The following is a 19,158-nucleotide window of genomic DNA, read 5'->3' as shown; positions in this document are numbered from 1 at the left end:
TCGGGCGCCATCCAGCACCTCGCCGGCATGAAGGACTCAAAGGTCATCGTCGCCATCAACAAGGACGAGGAAGCCCCGATCTTCCAGATCGCCGATTACGGCCTCGTGGGCGATCTGTTCACCGTGGTGCCGGAAATGACGGAAAAGCTCTGAAAGCTTCTTCTTTGCAAAAATACCCCACAGGGGGTCTGGGGGACGTGAAGTCCCCCAGCCTCGACCGCCCCCACCGGGGGCGGTTTTGCGTTGCAGCATCCCGACGCCCGCCCTATCGTCCCGCCAACAGAAAAGCATGAGGCGGCGATGACGGTTCAGACGGTTGGGATCATTGGCGCGGGCCAGATGGGCAACGGCATCGCCCATGTCTTTGCGCTGGCCGGATACGACGTGCTGCTGACCGACATCACCCAGGAAGCGCTGGACAAGGCCCTGGCCCTGATCGACCGCAATCTGGAACGCCAGGTCAGCCGCGGCAAGATCGGCGCCGATGCCAAGAAGGCCGCCATGGGCCGCATCCGCACCACCCTGCGGCTGGCCGACCTGGGCCAGACCGACCTGGTGATCGAGGCCGCGACCGAGCGCGAGACCGTCAAGCAGGCGATCTTCGAGGATCTGGTTCCGCACCTGAAGCCCCACACGATTCTGACCTCGAACACTTCGTCCATTTCGATCACGCGGCTGGCCAGCCGCACCGACCGGCCGGAAAAGTTCATGGGCTTCCACTTCATGAACCCTGTCCCGGTGATGCAACTGGTGGAGCTGATCCGCGGCATCGCCACCGACGAGGCGACCTACAGGACGCTGCACGAGGTGGTGGAAAAGCTGGGCAAGACCGCCGCCAGCGCCGAGGATTTTCCCGCCTTCATCGTCAACCGCATCCTGATGCCGATGATCAACGAGGCGGTCTACACGCTGTATGAAGGCGTGGGCAACGTGAAGTCCATCGACGAATCCATGAAGCTGGGCGCCAATCACCCGATGGGTCCGCTGGAACTGGCCGACTTCATTGGGCTGGACACCTGCCTGGCCATCATGAACGTGCTGCATGACGGGCTGGCGGACACCAAGTACCGGCCCTGCCCCCTGTTGACCAAGTATGTCGAGGCCGGCTGGCTGGGCCGCAAGACCGGACGCGGCTTCTACGACTATCGCGGAGAAACGCCGGTTCCGACACGGTGACGCCCGCCATGTCGCATTCAGGCGCGACGGCGGCGGAAATTCGTTCTTGATTGAGCGAATAAACAAAAAACCACAGGAGGTAACGATGAAGGCCCTGACCATGACGGCCGCCCTGATGCTGGCGGCGACGGCCCTGGCCGCCTTGGCCGACGACGCGCGGACCTGCGGCACGGTGCGCTATTCCGATCCCGGCTGGGGCGACATCGCCGCCACGAACGGGGTGGCGGCGATGCTGCTGGAGGCGCTTGGCTACACGCCCGACATCGCCACCCTGTCGGTCCCGGTCGGATACGAGGCGCTGAAGAACGGCCAGACCGACGTGTTCCTGGGCAACTGGATGCCTGCCCAGCAGAAGTTCCGCGACGACCTGGATGCGGCGGGCACCATCCAGGAGCTTGCGCAGAACCTGGAAGGCGCCAAGTTCACGCTGGCCGTCAACAAGGCGGGCGCCGATGCGGGCGTCAAGGACTTTGCCGATCTCGACGCGCAGAAGGACGCTTTCGGCGGCAAGATCTACGGGATCGAACCCGGCGCCCCCGCCAACCAGTCCATCCAGGCGATGATCGAGGCGGACGAGTTCGGCCTGGGCGATTGGGAACTGGTCGAATCCGGCGAACAGGCGATGCTGGCGCAGGTCACGCGCAGCGGCGACAGCCCCGTGGTCTTTCTGGCCTGGGCGCCCCATCCGATGAACGAGGCCATCGACATCACCTATCTGTCGGGCGGCGACAAGCAGTTCGGCCCGAACTATGGCGGCGCGACCGTGCATACGCTGGCGCGCAAGGAATGGGTCGCGGCCTGTCCCAACGCCGCCAGGCTGTTCAGCCAGCTGGTCTTCGACGTGCAGATGGAAAACGTGCTGATGGGCAAGATCCTGAACGACGGCATGGACGCCAGGGACGCCGCAAAGGAATGGCTGGCCGCCAATCCCGAGGCTGCGGACAGATGGCTGGACGGCGTGACCACGCTTGACGGCAAGCCGGGCGTCGATGCGGTCAAGGCAGCGGTGGCCGGGTAATCGCGTGAAGCCGAACATCCTGATCCTGATGGTGGACCAGTTGTCGGGGGTGCTTTTCCCCGACGGCCCGGCCCCCTTCCTGCACGCGCCGAACCTGAAACGGCTGGCCGAACGGTCCACGCGCTTCGCCAACACCTATACCGGCAGCCCGCTATGCGCGCCGGCGCGCGCCTCCTTCATGTCCGGGCAGTTGCCGCGCCGCACGCGGGTTTATGACAACGCGGCGGAATTCGCGTCCGACATTCCCACCTATGCCCATCACCTGCGCCGGGGGGGATACCAGACCAGCCTGTCGGGCAAGATGCACTTTGTCGGCCCCGACCAGCTTCACGGCTTCGAGGAGCGGCTGACCACCGACATCTATCCCGCCGATTTCGGCTGGACCCCCGATTACCGCAGACCGGGCGAGCGGATCGACTGGTGGTATCACAACCTCGGGTCGGTCACCGGCGCGGGCGTGGCCGAGATCACCAACCAGTACGAATACGACGACGAGGTGGCCTACAACGCCTGCCGAAAGCTCTACGACCTGTCGCGCGGCAAGGACGACCGGCCCTGGTGCCTGACGGTCAGCTTCACGCATCCGCATGACCCCTTTGTCGCGCGCCGCAGATACTGGGAGCTCTACGATGGCATCCCGGAACTGGAACCGCCCGCGCCCATCGCCTATGACGACATGGATCCGCATTCGCGCCGCCTGATGGATGCCTGCGACTGGCGCGCCTTTGACATCACCGCTGATCACGTCCGCCGCGCGCGGCAGGGCTATTTCGCCAACATCACCTATGTGGACGAGAAGATCGGCGAGATCCTGGACGTGCTGGACCGCACCCGGCAGGACGCCATCGTCCTGTTCCTGTCCGATCACGGGGAAATGCTGGGCGAGCGCGGCATGTGGTTCAAGATGAGCTTTTTCGAAGGCTCGGCCCGGGTGCCGCTGATGATCGCCGCGCCGGGCATGGCGCCGGGCCGCATCGACCAGCCGGTCAGCACCATCGACGTGCTGCCGACGCTTTGCGATCTGGCGGGCCTGCCGATGGACGAGATCGCGCCCTGGACCGACGGCCGGTCCCTGGCGCAAGGCGCGGATCGTGGCCCGGTGCCCATGGAATACGCGGCCGAGGGCAGCGTGTCGCCGATGGTGGCCCTGCGCGACGGGCAGTGGAAATACATCGCCTGCGAAGCCGATCCCGAGATGCTGTTCGACCTGGACGCCGACCCGGACGAACGGGTGAACCTGGCGGGCGATCCCGACCATGCGGTCACGCTGGGGCATCTGCGCGCCATGGCGATGCAACGCTGGGACCTGGACGCCTACGACGCCGAGGTGCGCCAGTCGCAGGCCCGCCGCTGGATCGTCTACGAGGCGCTGCGCAACGGGGCTTATTACCCTTGGGACCACCAGCCCCTGCAACTGGCGTCCGAACGCTACATGCGCAATCACATGGACCTGAACGTGCTGGAGGAAAACCAGCGGTTCCCGCGCGGGGAATAGGGGAAAGGGCCGGGGTCATCCCGGCCCTTCTTTTCAGGCCTCGGTCTTTTCGCCGCGGCTTTGCATGAACTGGTCGAACTCGGCCTTGTCCTTGGCCTCGCGCAGCTTCTGGAGGAAGTCCACGAACTCGCGATGCTCGTCCTCGAGCCGCTTCAGCGTTTCCTCGCGATAAGCGTCGAAGGCGCTGTTGCCGGTGGACGGCGCGGAGTAACGGGCGCGGCTGTGGCGGTTGCTGCAACTGAACATGCGTTTGCTCCAGATCATGTAGGCCAGAAGGGCCAGGCCCAGGGGCCAGAAGACAACAAAGCCGAGGACCATGGCGGCGATCCAGGCCACCCTGCCGCGTTCGTCCAGCCAGTCGCGGGCGCGGATCAGCGGCCCCTGGACACGGGCGGGCATCGGATAGGCGGGCATGCGGTGCGATGCGCTGTGCATCTGAGGGGAACCTCCCATGTTAATGTTAATCACATTTACATAGATGGGTCCGGCAGGCCGTCCTTCAAGCGGCGCTTCGAAAATTATTCGCCGATCAGGCCAAGCCCGCGCAGATAGATCAGGGCGCCGCTTTCCAGCATCTCGGCCGGGCCGACGGGACTGCGGCCGCCGGGCTTGCCGCGCGAGAACAGTTCCACCACGCCATGGCTCATGGCCCAGATGTGGTTCGCAACCATGCGGGCCGGCGGGCGGCGGTCGGGGGGCAGCCGTCCGGCCATGGTTTCCGCCGCGTCGATCAGCACCCGCTGCGCGCGGTCCGAGGCCGCCGACAGATCGGCATTCCCGGCAACCGAAAGGCCGGATTCAAACATGGCCATGTAATGCCCGGGCCGTTCGGCGGCGAAATCCAGATAGGCCTGTCCCATGCGCATGAAGGCGGTCAGCGGGCGGGGCTGGCCGCCGTCGAAGGCCTGCTCCAGCCGTTGCGCGAAATCGACGAAGCCTTGCCGGGCAACCTCCTCCAGCAGGTCGTCGCGGCCCTTGAAATGGCGGTAAGGGGCGGCGGGGGATACGCCCGCGCGGCGCGCGGCCTCGGTCAGGGTAAAGGCCAGGGGGCCGGTTTCCTGGATCAGCGTCGCGGTCGCATCCACCAGAGCCTGGCGCAGGTTGCCGTGGTGATAGGATTTGCGGTCCGGCACCTACATGCCTTCGCCGAAGTAATCCGACACCAGGGCTTCCAGCGCATCGGCCAGGGCGGCGGCTTCCGGGCCGGTGGTGGTCACGGTGATCTGGCTGCCGCGCGGCGCGGTCAGCATCAGCAGGCCCATGATCGAATCGCCGGACACGGACATGCCGTCCTTTTCCACCTGCGCCTGCGCGTCGAAGCGTTCCACCAAGTCCACGAACTTGGCGCTGGCGCGGGCGTGAAGGCCCTTTTCGTTGATGATCGCCAGCTGGCGCGTGACCGGCCCGTTCATCCGAACCGCGATCCCGTGTCCAGCGCCGCCTCGACCGGGACGTTGTAGGAGTTGATGTATTTCCGCCCGGCTTCCTTGGCAAAGGCCACGGCATCGGGCACCGGCAGGTGGCGCGACTTGGCCAGCTTGACCAGCATCGGCAGGTTCGCCCCGTAAAGGATGGTCCGGTCGCGCATCGCGCAGGCCGGCAGCGACAGGTTCGAGGGCGAGCCCCCGAACAGGTCGGTCACCACCACGACGCCGTTGCCGTCGTCCACCGAATTGGCCGCCGCCTGGATTTCGGCCGTCTTGGCGGCGCGGTCGTGATCGTCCTCGATCGCGACGGCTGCAATGCCGCTTTGCGGACCCACCACATGCTCGACCGCCGAGAGATATTCTCGCGCCAGCCCGCCATGCGCCACGATCACGATTCCAATCAACGCGTTCCACCACGTTCAATAGCGCGCAACCGGCCCGCCTCTTGAACGATGCCGGACGCATCGCCCAAGGCCGACGGCGCCGGTATGCGACGCTCGAGTTCCCTGTGCCTTATTGACACCGGCCAGCCTGCCTTCGCAAGCGCAAGACCCACCTTTTCAGCCAAAGTGACGGAACGATGTTGCCCCCCGGTGCATCCGAAACCGACCGCAAGGTGGGACTTCCCTTCCTCGACATAGGCCGGAAGCAGAAACAGGATCATTTCGCGCACACGGTCCAGGAAATCCGCGAAGCGCGAATCACCCGCGACGTATTCCTGAACCGCCGGGTCGCGTCCCGTCAGCGGCCGCAGGTCCGGTTCCCAATGCGGATTGGCCAGGAAGCGGCAGTCGAACATCATGTCGATGCCGCGCGGCACCCCCCGTTTGTAGCTGAAGGAATGCAGGGACAGGCTGAGCCTGCCGTTCGGCCGGATGTCGAACCAGCGCGTCAGTTCGGCCTTGAGGTCGTGGGGCGAGAGTTCGGAGGTGTCGACAAGCACATCGGCGCGCGCCCGGATGGGCGACAAAAGGTCAAGTTCCGCCGTGACGCCGGCCGCCGGGGCGCTGTCGGGCGCCAGGGGATGGCGGCGGCGGGTTTCGTTGTAGCGGCGTTCCAGCACCTCGGGCGCGCAGTCCAGGAACAGAACCTCGGGGGTATAACGGGGATCGCGGGTCAGCTTGTCGATCAGTTCGATGACGTTGCTGGCCGAAAAGTCGCGGTTGCGCACGTCAAGGCCGAGCGCCAGCGGAACGGGGCGGCTTGGCCCGTCCAAAAGCCGGGGGATCAGCGACAAGGGCAGGTTGTCGATGGCCTCGTAGCCCAGATCCTCCAGCACGTTGATCGCGGTGGACCGCCCGGCCCCCGACGGTCCGGTGACAAGCACCAGACGCTGCACCGCATCGGAGAGCGCGTCAGCCGATCCTGTGTCGGTGGGACTGCCGGCCAAATCGACCATCTTTCCTGCCTGTCGGGCCTCCGCAGCCCTTGTAGCCTGTGTCACGCGACGCGGCCCCCCAGCAAAAGCTGCCGCAGCGCAGCGTAAAGATGCGGTCGATAAGGGGCCGTGACAAGGGGCAAGCCCACCCCCAGGACATCATAGCTGCGCGACTGTGGCAGGCGATCCTCGGCCCCGCCGCCCAGATCGACGGCCTGCGCCAGACGGACCGGCCCAAAGGGCGGGGCGGCCAGAATGCCGACACCGCGCGCCTCGATCCGGCCAAGCAGCGCGGGCGGGCAGCTGGCGACGATGGCGTCCCCCTGTCGGCAAAGGTCGGTGCGGTCATCCGCCACCAGCACCGCGCCCGCGGCCATCAACTGCAAGGCGAGCGACGACTTGCCCGAACCGGACGGCCCCAGGATCAGCAGCCCGGCGCCGTCCAGAGCGATCGTGGTCGCGTGAAGCTGCATGGCGAATCACCTCCTGTCCCGATTCTGGGGCGATCATGCTAACGTCAGGTTGAGACGACAGACCGCGGCATGCCTGTTTGCGATAACATCATCTGTTTCCGCTAACTGTTCGCGCCAACTTCTTTTTTGCCCTTCGGGCCGTGTTATAGCCGCCCCATACTGCTTCACGAAAGTGTCGCAAGCCAAATCTGATAAGGAGCGTCGAAACCATGGCCATGCGCGTAAACCCGAACTGCAAGCTTGAGGATCAGGGGATCGAGGGCCTCGGCCGGGTTTATTACAACCTGCTGGAACCGGCGCTGTTGACCGAGGCGGTCGCGCGCGGCGAAGGCACGCTGGGCCTGGGCGGCACCTTCCTGGTGTCCACCGGCGCGCATACGGGACGTTCGCCCAAGGACAAGTTCGTGGTCCGCACCCCCGAGGTCGAGGACACGATCTGGTGGGACAACAACAAGCCGATGTCGCCCGAGGCCTTCGACCGCTTGCACGCCGACATGCTGGCGCACATGAAGGGCCGCGACTACTTCGTGCAGGATCTGTTCGGCGGCGCGGATGCCGACAACCGCCTGGACGTGCGCGTGGTCACGGAACTGGCCTGGCACGGGCTGTTCATCCGCCACCTGCTGCGCCGCCCCGAGGCGGCCGAGCTGGAAACCTTTGCGCCCGACTTCACCATCATCAACTGCCCCGGCTTCAAGGCCGATCCTGAACGCCACGGCTGCCGCAGCGAAACCGTGATCGCGCTGAACTTCAGCAAGAAGCTGATCCTGATCGCCAACACCGCCTATGCGGGCGAGAACAAGAAGTCGGTCTTCACGCTGCTGAACTATCTGCTGCCGGAAAAGGGCATCATGCCGATGCATTGTTCCGCCAACCACGCCATCGGCAATCCCGACGACAGCGCCGTCTTCTTCGGCCTGTCGGGCACCGGCAAGACCACGCTTTCGGCCGACCCCTCGCGCGTGCTGATCGGCGACGACGAACACGGCTGGTCGGACAAGGGCATCTTCAACTTCGAGGGCGGCTGCTACGCCAAGACCATCAACCTGTCGCCCAAGGCCGAACCCGAGATCCACGCCACCTGCTCGCGCTTCGGCACCGTGATCGAGAACATGGTTTTCGACGCCGACACGCTGGAGCTGGATTTCGAGGACAACTCGATCACCGACAACATGCGCTGCGCCTATCCGCTGGAGGCGATCGGCAACGCATCGGACACCAGCCTGGGCGGGCATCCCCGCAACGTCATCATGCTGACCTGCGACGCTTATGGCGTTCTGCCCCCCATCGCCCGGCTGACGCCGGCGCAGGCCATGTATCACTTCCTGTCGGGCTTCACGTCCAAGACGCCGGGAACCGAGGTCGGCGTGGTCGAGCCGGTCCCGACCTTCTCGACCTGCTTCGGCGCTCCTTTCATGCCCCGCCGCCCCGAGGTGTATGGCAAGCTGTTGCAGGAAAAGATCGCCCAGCACGGCGCAAGCTGCTGGCTGGTCAACACCGGCTGGACCGGCGGGGCCTTCGGCACCGGCAAGCGGATGCCCATCGCCGCGACCCGCGCCCTGCTGGCAGCGGCGCTGGACGGCAGCCTGAACGACGTGCAGTTCCGCAAGGATCCGAATTTCGGCTTCGAGGTTCCGGTGTCCGTGCCCGGCGTCGAGGACAGGCTGCTGGATCCGCGTCAGACCTGGGCGGACGGCGCCGCCTACGACAAGCAGGCCGCCAAGCTGGTGGGAATGTTCAGCGACAACTTTGCGCAGTATCTGGAAGCCATCGACGACGAGGTCCGGGCGGCGGCCATCGGCTGAACCGGCCGGGATCGAAGGGGAAAGGCCGCGCGGCTTGCGCGGCCTTTCGCTTTGAAAATCGCGGTGCGTGCAGAGAACGCAACCCGGGGGAATACCGGATCCATGCCTGTTTCGCGATCCAGGCGCAGCGGCATCGCAGGATGCGTGCCTGGATGCACCATGGTCCTACCCGATCCGGCCGCCGCCCTGCCGGGTGATCGCCACAACCGCCGGGCGCACCGGCATGGCGTCGTCGAAATCCGGCCAGCGGGTGGACAAGTCCTCGTAATAGGACGGGCGGCCATGGCCTTCCCAGTCTTCGCCGCCGTCGCCCGGATGCTGCACGGCCACGAAGAAGGTGGTCATGTCTTCGGTGATGCAGGGGCCGCACATCTCGCCGCCGACAGGGACGCGATAAAACAGCCGAGAGGTGCCGCGCGCCGCGCCCTCGGTGTCCACCGCCCACAAACCGTCCGCGCGCCCCGTGTCCTCCATCGAGTTGCCGTCGGTCGAGACCCACAACCGCCCGTCGCTGTCCACGGCGGCGTTGTCGGGCATCCCGAACCAGCCGTTCACCGTGGTTTCGGTCGAGAAGGTCGCGCCGACCTCTGCGATCGAGGGATCGCCGCATTTCACCAGGATTTCCCAGGTGCCTTCCGTCGCGGTGAAGTCGCCGTCCCGTTCGATGATCTCGATGATGTGGCCGAAGGCGTTTTCCACGCGGGGGTTGGCGGCGTTGGCCTCCTTGCGCTTGGTGTTGTTGGTCAGCATCACATAGGCCCGCCCCGTAAGCGGGTTCGGCTGGATGTCCTCGGGGCGGTCCATCGGCGTCGCCTCCAGCAGGTCGGCGGCGCGGCGGGTCTCGATCAGCACGTCGGCCTGGGACGAAAAGCCGTTGGCGGCGGTCAGCGGGCCGGTCCCATGGACCAGCGGCAGCCATTCGACCCGGCCGTCGTCGTGGAAACGCGCGACATAAAGCGTGCCGTCGTCCAGCAGGTCCATGTTGGCGGCGCGGTCGTCGGGGTTGTAGGCGCCCGCCGTGACGAACTTGTAAACATAATCGAAACGCTCGTCGTCGCCCAGATAGAAGATCACGCGGCCGTCCTTGGCCACCACGCTTTCCGCGCCCTCGTGCTTGAAGCGGCCAAGCGCGGTGCGCTTTCTGGGCGTCGAGGCCGGGTCCATCACGTCCACCTCCACGATCCAGCCGAAGCGGTTGGCCTCGTTCGGATCCTTGGACACGTCGAACCGGTCGTGGAACCTGCCCCAGGCATAAGTCGATTCCGGGATGCCGAGGCGTTCGTAGTTCGCCGCCTCGGGGTGACCTTCGGGCAGGCCGCCCATGAAGTAGCCGTGGATGTTTTCCTCGGCCATGATGTAGGTGCCCCAGGGGGTCACCCCGCCCGCGCAGTTGTTGACGGTGCCCAGAACGGTGCGGCCCGTCGGATCGGCCACGGTTTGCAGGCGCGCGTGGCCTGCCGCAGGGCCGGTCAGCTCCATCGGGGTCTTGGCGGTGATGCGGCGGTTCATCGCGCCGTCAGGCACGGGCTGCCACTTGCCGTCCGCGCGGCGGATCTCGATGATCGTGCCGCCGTGGGCCGCCATTTCGATGTTCACGCGGGTCTCGTCGGCCTCGGTCACGGCGATCTCTTTCGTCTTCGTGACGGTGCCGTCCTCGGCGGTCTCCTCGACCTCGCGGACGGTGACGATGCCGGGGAACATCAGATGCTCGTTGGTGTATTCGTGGTTGACGACCAGCAGGCCGCGGTTGTCCGCGCCGTCCAGCGGAATGAAGCCCACGAAGTCGTTGTTGTAGCCGAACTGGCGTTCCTGCGCGGCCTCGGACTGGTTCAGCGGATCGAACTCGGGCGCGTCGGCTAACACCTTGTCGCCCCACCGCAGCAGCACGTCGGCGTCATAGCCCTGGGCCACGTGGTGATCGGCATCCACGCCCGCCGTCACCTCGGGGAAGCTGAAGGCCGAGGCCGAGGACGCCTGCGCATCCGTGGCCGACAGCAGCGCGATCGGGCTGACCGTGGCGGAAATCGCCGTCACCGCCATCGAGCCTTTGAGGAAACCGCGGCGCGAAAAGCGGGCGGCGATGATCTCGCCCATGGTGGGGGTCTTGGTCGGGTTCAGGCCGGGGCCTTCGGCCTCCTCCAGCTTGCTGGTGCGGAAAATGGTTCGGGTCTGCTGGTCACGCATCGCGCTCTCCTGGCTGGTCTCGGCCGTATGACCGGTCGGGCAGCGATTAGGCGGAGGTTGCGACAAGGATGCGTCAGGGTTGTGAAGGTTTTCCGAAACCGTCCGGCAACGGCAACGGCAACGGCAACGCCCGCCGGGCGGCGGGCGTCCGGGCGGCCGGGTCAGACGCCGAGGCACCAGCGCATCACCGCCTTCTGGGCGTGAAGGCGGTTTTCGGCCTCGTCCCAGATGACCGAATGCGGGCCGTCCATGACCGCACTGGTCACCTCGTCCTCGCGATGGGCGGGCAGGCAATGCATGAACAGGCTGTCGGGCTTGGCCTTGGCCATCAGCGCCTCGTTCACCTGATAGCCGCGCAACTGGTTGTGGCGGCGTTCCTTGGCGGATTGCGGGTCGTGCATGGACACCCAGGTATCGGCGATCACCAGGTCGGCGCCTTCGACGGCCTGGGCGGGGTCGCGCACGATCTCGGCCCGGACGCCCTGGGCGCGGGCGAAATCCAGCGCCTCGGGATCGGGATCCAGGGGCGGCGGACCCGAGAAGGTGAAGTCGTAGCCGAACTGGCCCGCACCGTGGATCACGCTGGCGCAGACATTGTTGCCGTCGCCGACCCAGACCACCTTGCGGCCCGCGATGGGACCGCGATGCTCCTCGAAGGTCATCACGTCGGCCATGATCTGGCAGGGATGGGTGCGGTTGGTCAGGCCGTTGATCACCGGAACGCTGGCGTATTCCGCCATCTCCAGCAGGGTCGCCTCCTCGAAGGTTCGGATCATGATCAGATCGACATAGCGCGACAGCACGCGCGCGGTATCTGCGATGGTCTCGCCGTGGCCCAGCTGCATCTCGGATCCCGACAGCACCATGGTCGAGCCGCCCATCTGGCGCACGCCCACGTCGAAACTGACGCGCGTCCGGGTCGAAGGTTTTTCGAAGATCAGCGCGACCATGCGGCCCGCCAGGGGCTGTTCGTCGTCGGGCATGCCCTTGGGGCGGCCGTTGCGCGCGGTCTTCATGGCCAGGGCCTGGTCGATGATCGACCGCAGATCCGCCTTGCCGGTGGTATGGATGTCCAGAAAATGCTTCATCTTCGTTGCTTTCGCGATTTGCGCAAGGAAGCCCGCAAGGACTGCCGCGGTCAAGAGGGGCGGGCGCCGCCGCAAAGGTCTTTCCCGCATGAAGGACCCCCGGTTAACCTTTCATGACCTCACGTCAAGGCAGGTTACACTTGCTGGGCGACATCGCTTCGGTGCTAATATCGTTATGCGTGCAAGGATCTGGAATCGCGTTTGCCTTTCACGCGCTTACCGGTTTTTCCAGTCTGCCGGCCAAGACGCCGTCCGGCAGCCTCTCAGTGCCATGAGTCTTGCCTTGAAATTGGATGAACTCGCGCCGCCCTATGTTCTCGTGCAGCCCCGGAACCATCCGGCCGCCCCACGGCGCAAGCCCGTTTGGAGGCTTGCGCCCGGCCTGGCCTTCGCCGCGGCACTGGTTCTGGCCGTTCTGCTGGGCGGCTGGTGGGCCGCCCTCGCGATAGCGGCACCCGTCCTGGGCGCCTTTGGCCTGCTGTGCCATGGCGCCTGGTGGATCCGCCATCGCGCGGGGCCCGACTTCTTCCGCTAGTCAGGACGGGACAAGGCTTGCCGCCGCGCGGTCGAGCCGCGCCACCGCCTCGGCGATCTCCTCGTCCGTGATGTTCAGCGGCGGCAGCAGGCGCAGGGTGTTGTCGGCGGCCGGCACCGTCAGCAAGTGCTGGGCATAGCCCGCCTTGACGACATCTGCGGGCGAAACCCTGCATTTCAGGCCCAGCATCAGGCCCTGGCCGCGAACCGATTCGAAAACATCCGGGTGCGCCGCGACCAGGCCTTCCAGCTTTTGCCGGAACAGGGCGGCCTTGCGGTTGACGGCGGCCAGAAAGGCGTCGTTCGCCACGATCTCCATCACGCGGGCGCCCACGGCGCAGGCCAGGGGGTTGCCGCCATAGGTGGACCCGTGCGTGCCCGCGACCATCCCGGCCGCGGCCTTTTCGGTGGCCAGCACCGCGCCCAGGGGGAAGCCTCCGCCGATGCCCTTGGCGACCATCATGATGTCGGGCGCGACGCCCGCGTATTCGTGCGCGAACAGCCGCCCGGTCCGGCCCATGCCGCATTGCACCTCGTCCAGCACCAGAAGCGCGCCGTGCCGGTCGCAAAGCGCGCGGATCTCGCGCAGGTCGGCGTCGGGCAGCGGGCGGATGCCGCCCTCGCCCTGCACCGGCTCCAGCATCACCGCCGCCGTCTTGTCGCTGATCGTCGCCTTCACCGCCGCCATGTCGCCCCAGGGCAACTGGCGGAAGCCCGGCATCAGCGGGCCAAAGCCCTTGACCATCTTCTCGGATCCCGCCGCCGCGATGGCGCCGGTGGAGCGGCCGTGGAAGGCCCCTTCGAAGGTCAGGATCTCGATGCGGTCCTCGCCCTGGTCGTGCCAGTACTTGCGCACCATCTTGATCGCCAGTTCGGCGGCCTCGGTCCCGGAATTGGTGATAAAGGCGGTGTCGGCGAAGGTGTGCTCGACCAGCAGGTCGGCCAGCCGTTCCTGTTGCGGGATCTGGTAAAGGTTCGACACGTGCCAGATCTTCCCCGCCTGTTCGGTCAGCGCGGCCACCAGATCGGGATTCGCATGGCCCAGCACGTTCACCGCGATCCCCGACCCCAGATCCAGGTATCGGCTGCCGTCCGTGGCGAAGGCCCAGGCACCCTCGCCCTTTTCAAAGGCAAGGGGGGCGCGGTTATAGGTCGGCAGGACGTGCGAAATCATAGGGAACTCCCCGATTGGCGGAACGGATTGTGGAAGGCAGGCGGGATCTGACGGTGACGGGGCGTCAACGTCGGGGACGGGCGGAAAGGGCGGTCCGTGCGATCATGCCTGCGGGGATAGCGCCGATTCGCCCCCCGCGCAATCACGCTTTCATCCGATAGCCGGATTTCAACCAGCGCCAGGCCAGTCCCAGAACCAGCGCCACGACAAGGGTGCAGACCAGCAGCCCCCGCCAGACCGGGGCGTCGCTGATGCCGGTGACGCCGTATCGCGCCCCGTCGATCAGGTAGAAGACCGGATTCCAGTGCGACAAGGTGCGGAACGGCTCGGGCAGGGCCTGGACCGAATAAAAGGTGCCCGACAGAAAGGACAGCGGCGTGATGACGAAATTGCTGATCGCCGCCATCTGGTCGAACTTCTGCGCCAGGATCCCGGCCAGGATGCCAAGCCCGCCCAGCATCAGCGCGGCCAGCAGGACAAAGGCCAGCGCCCAACCGGGATGGGCGACGCCTCGTCCCGTGACCAGCACCATGCCGGTGCCGATCACCGCCCCCACCAGCGCGGCGCGGGCCACCGATCCGGCCAGATAGCCCGCCAGCAGTTCCCCCGCCGACAAGGGCGGCATCAGCGTGTCCACGATGTTGCCCTGCACCTTGGCCGAGGTGATCGAACTGGAGGTGTTGGCGAAGGCGTTCTGGACCACCGTCATCATCAGGATGCCCGGACCCAGAAAGACCAGATAAGGCAGGCCCATCACCTCTCCCCTCCCCTGCCCCATGGCCAGGGCGAAGATCAGCACGAACAGCGCCGCCGTCATCAGCGGCGCAAAAACGGTCTGCTGCCAGACGGCCATGAAGCGCATCACCTCTCGGGTGGCGAGGGTGCGCAGGCCCAGCCAGTTGACGCGGCCGAAGCGGCGCACGCCCATGCCGTGATGTTCGGGGGCGGGGCTGTCGGTGCGGATCGTGGGTGGCATCGTCGCGGTCCTTGAATTTCTGCGCATCGGCGGCTAAATCTCGGCATCCCGTTTCTGACGGGGGCAATCGCAGGTTTCAAGATGGGGCGGCGCACAGGGCGCGCCCGGAAAGGCAGCCATGTCCTGGACGGACGAACGCGTCGAGACGCTGAAGCGCATGTGGTCCGAAGGCCAGTCGGCCAGCGCCATCGCCAAGGAGCTTGGCGGCGTGACCCGCAACGCGGTCATCGGCAAGGTTCACCGCCTGGGGCTGTCCAACCGCAACGACGAACCCGAGCCGGCCCCCGCGCCCGCCCCCGAACCCGTGGCCGAAAAGAAGGCGGACCGCAAACCCGCCCCCGCCGTTCAAGCCCCGCGCCCCGAGCCGCAGCCCGAGCCTGCCGCCCCCGCGCGAGAGGAGCCTGCCGAGGAAGAACCCGTGTCCCAGCCTGTCTTCACCCCTGTCCCGCGCCGCCCCATCGTGCCCGCCGGACAGCCCCTGCCCCCGCAACCCTCGGCCAACGAGATCAGCCCGGAAACCCTGGCTTCGGTCCGCGAGGTGGAAAAGCGCGCCCGCAAGCTGACCCTGATGGAACTGACCGAACGCACCTGCAAATGGCCGATCGGCGACCCCGCGACCGAGAAGTTCTGGTTCTGCGGCCTGCCCAGCCAGGCGGGCAAGCCTTATTGCGAAGCCCATGTCAGCGTGGCCTTTCAGCCGATGAGCTCGCGCCGCGACCGGCGGCGGTAAGGCCCCCGGACCTGCCGGCAAGGCGCCTGTTCCGCCCGATCCTTGCGGCGTTTTCGGCCCTTGCCCGCGAATGGGGGGTCAGGGCCGCAAACGCCTGCCTGACCAACGCCACCCGCAACACCCCTGCGGACGGATCAAAGGCCCACCCGGCCTTCGACCCAGGCCCGCAGGATGGTCCGGGCGATGGCGCCCTTGCGCGCGGGCACGATGCGGTCGTTGTGGCCTGCCAGGGCCCCGGCGATCTCGGCCTTGCTGGCCCACAGCGCGTCTTCCAGTTCCGCCGGGTCGATGGTGATCGCGGTGGTTTCCGCCCGCGCCACGCAGCCGATCATCAGGGACGCCGGAAAGGGCCAGGGCTGCGATGTCAGATAGCGCACCTCGCCCAGCCGGATCGCCGTTTCCTCGGCCACCTCGCGTCGCACGGCTTCCTCGATCGTTTCGCCGGGTTCGACAAAACCGGCCAGCAGCGAATACATGCGCGCGTCCCAACCCGGCTGCCGGCCCAGCAGCACGCGGTCGCCGCTTAGCACCAGCATGATCACCACCGGATCGGTGCGCGGGAAATGCGGCCGTTTGCAGGCCGGGCAATCGAAGCGCCAGCCGGCATGGGCGACGGTGTTGCGCGCCCCGCAGTTGGAGCAGAACCCGTGGCTGCGGCGCCATTCGAAGATGCCCTTGGCGGGCGCGGCCATGGCGGCGTCGCGGTGATCCAGATCGCCAAGAATGGCGCGCAGGTCGGCAAAGGCCTGCGTCGCGGGCAGGTGCGGGACCGGGGCGGGACTGCCATCGACGGGCGCCGTGCCCGACAGATCGGCGGCGAAATGCGCCCGCCCCGCATCGTCCAGGCCCAGGAACAGCGCCGTGTCTTTGTGATCCGCCAGCATCGGATGGTTCGCCGCAAGCCAGACCAGCCTTGGACCCGCATCCGTGGCATCGAACAAGGGCTTGCCCTGCCAGAAGGGCAGAACGCGGCTGGCGGGATCGGCCAGGTATCGCGCCATGGCCGCCACATCGCCGCGCAGCCGGTCGGCCCGGTCCAGGTAACTGCCGCCGAAGGTGATGTCCGATTCGTCGATCATGGCCGCGACGCTGCACCGCCCGGCGCGCGGGGACAAGCCCGGCGCGACACGGCGGTCATGTCGCTTGCAGCGCCCATCTTCGGCATCCGTGAACAACGGCCATGACCAGCATCATCGAGGCCGCGAGTTTCAACATCTCCTCGGATCGGCTTGCCCAGACCGCAACGTCTCTGCCGATGCCATAGCCGAAGGCGGCAAGCTTCCGCTCCAACCCGTCCAGCGACTTCGAGATCACAATTGCGGTTCCGGCGAAAAAAGCCAGCCAGCTTGACGGGTCCATGGCCCGCAAGCCGCGCCAAAAGGCGGGAAGCGTGCGCAACGCCAGCCGCCAGCCGCAAACCAGGATCAAGGCCGTCACCATGGCACCGGCGATCTTTTCGCCCAGGGGCGCCGGACCGGAGTAAAGACGCAGTTGCAGGATCCCTTCGCTGGTCAGGCGCTTGTCCAGGTCGAATTCGCGCAGCGTCATCAGCACCAGGATCACCGGCAGATGCCATTGGCCGCGCAAGCGGGCCGCAGGAAGCATTGCCGTCAGAAGAACCGCGGCCAGGCAATAGTAAACCGCCGCAAAGAACTCGATCGCATGGCCTTCCTTGAAGATCTCGGCGACAGTTTGATGCAGCAGAAGATCGACGGCCAGCATCAGCGAAAGCGCCACCAGCATCAGCGACAGCACGGTCGCGGGTTGGAAAAGATCGTCTCGCATGGTGGCTGGCCTCAACATCTGCTCGTGAACGGGACATAACGCCGGTGGATCGCCAGCGCACCAGTCACGCGGGGTCAAGCGCCTGGCGAACTGCTGGCCTTCCTTGGCGCGCGGGGATAGATACCGGCCAAAAGCCTTCACAGGAACCGGAATGGCCCGCCATCTCATCACCTCTGCCCTGCCCTACATCAACGGCATCAAGCATCTGGGGAACCTGGTCGGTTCCCAGCTGCCCGCCGATCTTTACGCCCGCTATCTGCGCGCGCGCGGGCACGAGGTGATGTTCATCTGCGCCACCGACGAACACGGCACGCCCGCCGAACTGGCCGCCGCCAAGACCGGGGAACCCGTGGCCGACTACTGCGCGCGGATGCATGGCGAACAGGCGGCGCTGGCGCGCGGCTTCGGGCTGTCCTTCGACCATTACGGCCGCTCGTCCAGCGACCGCAACCGCGTGCTGACCCAGCATTTCGCGAGCAGGCTGGCCGACAACGGCTATATCGCCGAAGTCAGCGAAAAGCAGGTCTATTCCGTCGACGACGGCCGCTTTCTGCCCGACCGCTATATCGAGGGCACCTGCCCCAATTGCGGCTACGACAAGGCCCGCGGCGACCAGTGCGAGAACTGCACCAAGCTGCTTGACCCCACCGACCTGATCAACCCGCGCAGCGCGATTTCCGGCAGCACCAACCTTGAGGTGCGGGAAACCAAGCACCTGTATCTGCGTCAGTCGGCGCTGAAAGGCCAAATCAGCGACTGGATCGACAGCAAGACCGACTGGCCGGTCCTGACCACGTCCATCGCGCGCAAATGGCTGGACGATGGAGAAGGTTTGCAGGATCGGGGCATCACCCGCGACGTGCAATGGGGGGTGCCGGTGAAGCGCGGCGACCAGCCCTGGCCGGGGATGGAGGGCAAGGTCTTCTATGTCTGGTTCGACGCCCCCATCGAATACATCGCCGCGACCGCCGAATGGGCGGACGCCAACGGCAAGACGGACGCCGACTGGCGCCGCTGGTGGCGCCGGGACGAGGGCGCCGAGGACGTGACCTATACCCAGTTCATGGGCAAGGACAACGTGCCCTTCCACACCCTGTCCTTCCCCGCCACCCTGATCGGCTCGGGCGAGCCGTGGCGGATGGTCGATTACATCAAGTCCTTCAACTACCTGACCTATGACGGCGGGCAGTTCTCCACCAGCCAGGGGCGCGGCGTCTTCATGGATCACGCGCTGGAGATCCTGCCCGCCGACTACTGGCGCTGGTGGCTGCTGTCCCATGCCCCGGAATCCGGCGACAGCGAGTTCACCTGGGACAATTTCCAGCAGTCGGTGAACAAGGATCTGGCCGACGTTCTGGGCAACTTCGTCAGCCGCATCACCAAGTTCTGCCGGTCCAAGTTCGGCGAGACCGTGCCCGAGGGCGGCAGCCAAGGCCCCGCCGAATCCGCGCTGGTCGAGGCTTTGACCACCCGCATCCGCGCCTATGAAGGCTTCATGGCCGCGATGGAGGTCCGCAAGTCCGCCGCCGAACTGCGCGCCATCTGGGTTCTGGGCAACGAATACCTGCAATCCGCAGCCCCCTGGTCCACGCACAAGACCGACCCTGAAAAAGCCGCGATGCAGGTCCGCCTGGGCCTGAACCTGATCCGCCTTTACGCGGTGCTGTCGGCGCCCTTCATCCCCTTCGCCGCCCGCGCGATGCTGGAGGCGATGGGGACCACGGACGACGGCTGGCCCGACGACGTGGCGGCGGCGCTGACCGCCTTGCCCGCGGGCCATGCCTTCACCGTGCCGGACGTGCTGTTCGCCAAGATCACCGACGAACAGCGCGCCGAATGGGAGGACCGCTTCAAGGGCGCGCGCCGGTAACGCCCCGGCGGCGGTGGACATTCGCGTCCGGGCCGCCTTTAGTTG

19 protein-coding genes and 1 pseudogene are annotated in these 19,158 nt (G+C 66.4%); 8 read left to right on the top strand and 12 right to left on the bottom strand.

The window, feature by feature from the left end; genetic code table 11:
* The 4 genes and pseudogenes from ACFOM8_RS18985 to betC all read left to right on the top strand — a co-directional run.
* Positions 1 to 153: pseudogene (locus ACFOM8_RS18985) on the top strand (electron transfer flavoprotein subunit alpha/FixB family protein); the annotation flags it as partial.
* Between the two features lie 147 nt (positions 154 to 300).
* Positions 301 to 1,176, top strand: coding sequence for a 3-hydroxybutyryl-CoA dehydrogenase (locus ACFOM8_RS18980; RefSeq protein ID WP_377763818.1), 876 nt, complete (start codon positions 301 to 303; stop codon positions 1,174 to 1,176).
* Between the two features lie 85 nt (positions 1,177 to 1,261).
* Positions 1,262 to 2,194 carry a choline ABC transporter substrate-binding protein gene (gene choX / locus ACFOM8_RS18975; protein WP_377763816.1) on the top strand — a complete coding sequence of 311 codons (933 nt, stop codon included), beginning with the start codon at positions 1,262 to 1,264 and terminating at the stop codon, positions 2,192 to 2,194.
* Entirely contained in the window at positions 2,166 to 3,689 is a 1,524-nt protein-coding gene (gene betC / locus ACFOM8_RS18970; protein ID WP_377763815.1) for a choline-sulfatase, read from the top strand. The genes choX and betC overlap by 29 nt, the downstream gene beginning before the upstream one ends.
* Before the next feature lie 33 nt (positions 3,690 to 3,722).
* On the opposite strand, the gene ACFOM8_RS18965 is transcribed toward betC, so the two are convergent.
* The 6 genes from ACFOM8_RS18965 to ACFOM8_RS18940 form a co-directional block, all read right to left on the bottom strand.
* Positions 3,723 to 4,103, bottom strand: a complete 381-nt coding sequence (locus ACFOM8_RS18965) for a DUF2852 domain-containing protein (RefSeq protein ID WP_377763814.1) — start codon at positions 4,101 to 4,103, stop codon at positions 3,723 to 3,725.
* A gap of 104 nt (positions 4,104 to 4,207) precedes the next feature.
* Positions 4,208 to 4,822, bottom strand: a complete 615-nt coding sequence (locus ACFOM8_RS18960; protein ID WP_377763813.1) for a TetR/AcrR family transcriptional regulator — start codon at positions 4,820 to 4,822, stop codon at positions 4,208 to 4,210.
* Positions 4,823 to 5,101 (bottom strand): HPr family phosphocarrier protein, encoded by a 279-nt coding sequence (locus ACFOM8_RS18955; RefSeq protein WP_377763811.1) that lies wholly within the window; start codon positions 5,099 to 5,101, stop codon positions 4,823 to 4,825.
* Entirely contained in the window at positions 5,098 to 5,520 is a 423-nt protein-coding gene (locus ACFOM8_RS18950; RefSeq protein ID WP_377763810.1) for a PTS sugar transporter subunit IIA, read from the bottom strand. Before ACFOM8_RS18950 ends, ACFOM8_RS18955 begins: the two co-directional genes overlap by 4 nt.
* Positions 5,517 to 6,515, bottom strand: coding sequence for an RNase adapter RapZ (gene rapZ, locus ACFOM8_RS18945; protein WP_377763809.1), 999 nt, complete (start codon positions 6,513 to 6,515; stop codon positions 5,517 to 5,519). The genes ACFOM8_RS18950 and rapZ overlap by 4 nt, the downstream gene beginning before the upstream one ends.
* 41 nt (positions 6,516 to 6,556) lie before the next feature.
* On the bottom strand, positions 6,557 to 6,967 hold the full coding sequence (locus ACFOM8_RS18940) for an HPr kinase/phosphorylase (RefSeq protein WP_377763807.1): 411 nt from the start codon (positions 6,965 to 6,967) through the stop codon (positions 6,557 to 6,559).
* A gap of 209 nt (positions 6,968 to 7,176) precedes the next feature.
* On the opposite strand from ACFOM8_RS18940, the gene ACFOM8_RS18935 reads away from it, so the two are divergent.
* The gene (locus ACFOM8_RS18935) at positions 7,177 to 8,772 is read left to right on the top strand and encodes a phosphoenolpyruvate carboxykinase (protein WP_377763806.1); all 1,596 of its coding nucleotides are present in this window, start codon (positions 7,177 to 7,179) and stop codon (positions 8,770 to 8,772) included.
* Positions 8,773 to 8,937: 165 nt separating this feature from the next.
* Here the strand turns inward: ACFOM8_RS18935 and ACFOM8_RS18930 are convergent, their stop codons facing one another.
* Both ACFOM8_RS18930 and argF read right to left on the bottom strand, forming a co-directional pair.
* Positions 8,938 to 10,956, bottom strand: a complete 2,019-nt coding sequence (locus tag ACFOM8_RS18930; RefSeq protein ID WP_377763805.1) for a PhoX family protein — start codon at positions 10,954 to 10,956, stop codon at positions 8,938 to 8,940.
* 161 nt (positions 10,957 to 11,117) lie between these two features.
* Positions 11,118 to 12,044 (bottom strand): ornithine carbamoyltransferase, encoded by a 927-nt coding sequence (gene argF / locus ACFOM8_RS18925; RefSeq protein WP_377763803.1) that lies wholly within the window; start codon positions 12,042 to 12,044, stop codon positions 11,118 to 11,120.
* Between the two features lie 283 nt (positions 12,045 to 12,327).
* Between argF and ACFOM8_RS18920 the strand changes: the two genes are divergently transcribed.
* A complete protein-coding gene (locus ACFOM8_RS18920) occupies positions 12,328 to 12,579 on the top strand; it encodes a hypothetical protein (RefSeq protein WP_377763802.1) in 252 nt (83 codons plus the stop codon).
* On the opposite strand, the gene ACFOM8_RS18915 is transcribed toward ACFOM8_RS18920, so the two are convergent.
* Together ACFOM8_RS18915 and ACFOM8_RS18910 are read right to left on the bottom strand one after the other, a co-directional pair.
* A complete protein-coding gene (locus tag ACFOM8_RS18915; protein WP_377763800.1) occupies positions 12,580 to 13,752 on the bottom strand; it encodes an aspartate aminotransferase family protein in 1,173 nt (390 codons plus the stop codon).
* A 142-nt stretch (positions 13,753 to 13,894) separates the two neighbouring features.
* Positions 13,895 to 14,728 (bottom strand): ABC transporter permease, encoded by an 834-nt coding sequence (locus ACFOM8_RS18910; RefSeq protein ID WP_377763799.1) that lies wholly within the window; start codon positions 14,726 to 14,728, stop codon positions 13,895 to 13,897.
* 118 nt (positions 14,729 to 14,846) lie between these two features.
* On the opposite strand from ACFOM8_RS18910, the gene ACFOM8_RS18905 reads away from it, so the two are divergent.
* Positions 14,847 to 15,458, top strand: a complete 612-nt coding sequence (locus ACFOM8_RS18905; protein ID WP_377763797.1) for a GcrA family cell cycle regulator — start codon at positions 14,847 to 14,849, stop codon at positions 15,456 to 15,458.
* A 134-nt stretch (positions 15,459 to 15,592) separates the two neighbouring features.
* On the opposite strand, the gene nudC is transcribed toward ACFOM8_RS18905, so the two are convergent.
* Positions 15,593 to 16,537, bottom strand: a complete 945-nt coding sequence (gene nudC / locus ACFOM8_RS18900; RefSeq protein WP_377763796.1) for an NAD(+) diphosphatase — start codon at positions 16,535 to 16,537, stop codon at positions 15,593 to 15,595.
* Positions 16,538 to 16,592: 55 nt separating this feature from the next.
* Positions 16,593 to 17,243 (bottom strand): hypothetical protein, encoded by a 651-nt coding sequence (locus ACFOM8_RS18895; RefSeq protein ID WP_377763794.1) that lies wholly within the window; start codon positions 17,241 to 17,243, stop codon positions 16,593 to 16,595.
* A gap of 151 nt (positions 17,244 to 17,394) precedes the next feature.
* On the opposite strand from ACFOM8_RS18895, the gene metG reads away from it, so the two are divergent.
* Entirely contained in the window at positions 17,395 to 19,113 is a 1,719-nt protein-coding gene (gene metG / locus ACFOM8_RS18890; protein WP_377763793.1) for a methionine--tRNA ligase, read from the top strand.
* Positions 19,114 to 19,158 lie beyond the last annotated feature (45 nt).

The sequence above is a fragment of the Paracoccus angustae genome (assembly GCF_042648745.1).
GTDB lineage: Bacteria > Pseudomonadota > Alphaproteobacteria > Rhodobacterales > Rhodobacteraceae > Paracoccus > Paracoccus angustae.
The sequence above is the reverse complement of the archived record's forward strand: the minus strand, read 5'-3'. Positions and strand labels throughout refer to the sequence as shown.